The 420-nt window shown below is 74.0% G+C and carries 1 protein-coding gene; it reads left to right on the top strand.

Features of this window, described 5'->3' with window-relative positions; translation table 11 throughout:
• Positions 1-420, top strand: a 420-nt coding sequence (locus LPA54_RS40065; RefSeq protein WP_228985346.1) for an alpha/beta hydrolase, incomplete at both ends; no start/stop codon positions are given.

Here is a 420-nt window from a genome sequence, read left to right as displayed (position 1 = left end):
ACCTGGGAGATGTACGAGCGGGCGCCGTTCCTGTCGTGGAACAACGCCTGGTACAACGCGCCGTGCGCGTACTGGCCGGTCGCGTCGCAGCGGCCGGAGCGGATCAACAGCACGAGCCAGGTGCCGCCCGCGCTGCTGTTCCAGGCCACGGACGACGCGGCCACCCCGTACCAGGGCGCCGTCACCGTCCACCGCATGCTGGAGCGGTCCAGCCTGGTGGTCGAGTCGGGCGGCGGCAACCACGGCATCACGCTGAGCGGGAACGCCTGCCTTGACCGGCACCTGGCGGCCTACCTGGCCGACGGCACGGTGCCGCGCGGCAGCCACGGGGACGCCGACGCGGTGTGCGCGGCGCAGCCCGACCCGAAGCCTCTGACGTCGAAGGCGGCCCCCGGCACGGCCCGCGGCTCGGTCCTCCAC

The organism is Streptomyces sp. DH12 (assembly GCF_020873895.1).
In the GTDB taxonomy this organism is placed as follows: Bacteria; Actinomycetota; Actinomycetes; order Streptomycetales; family Streptomycetaceae; genus Streptomyces.
Note: the sequence above shows the minus strand (reverse complement) of the source record. Positions and strands in the feature narration are given on the sequence as shown.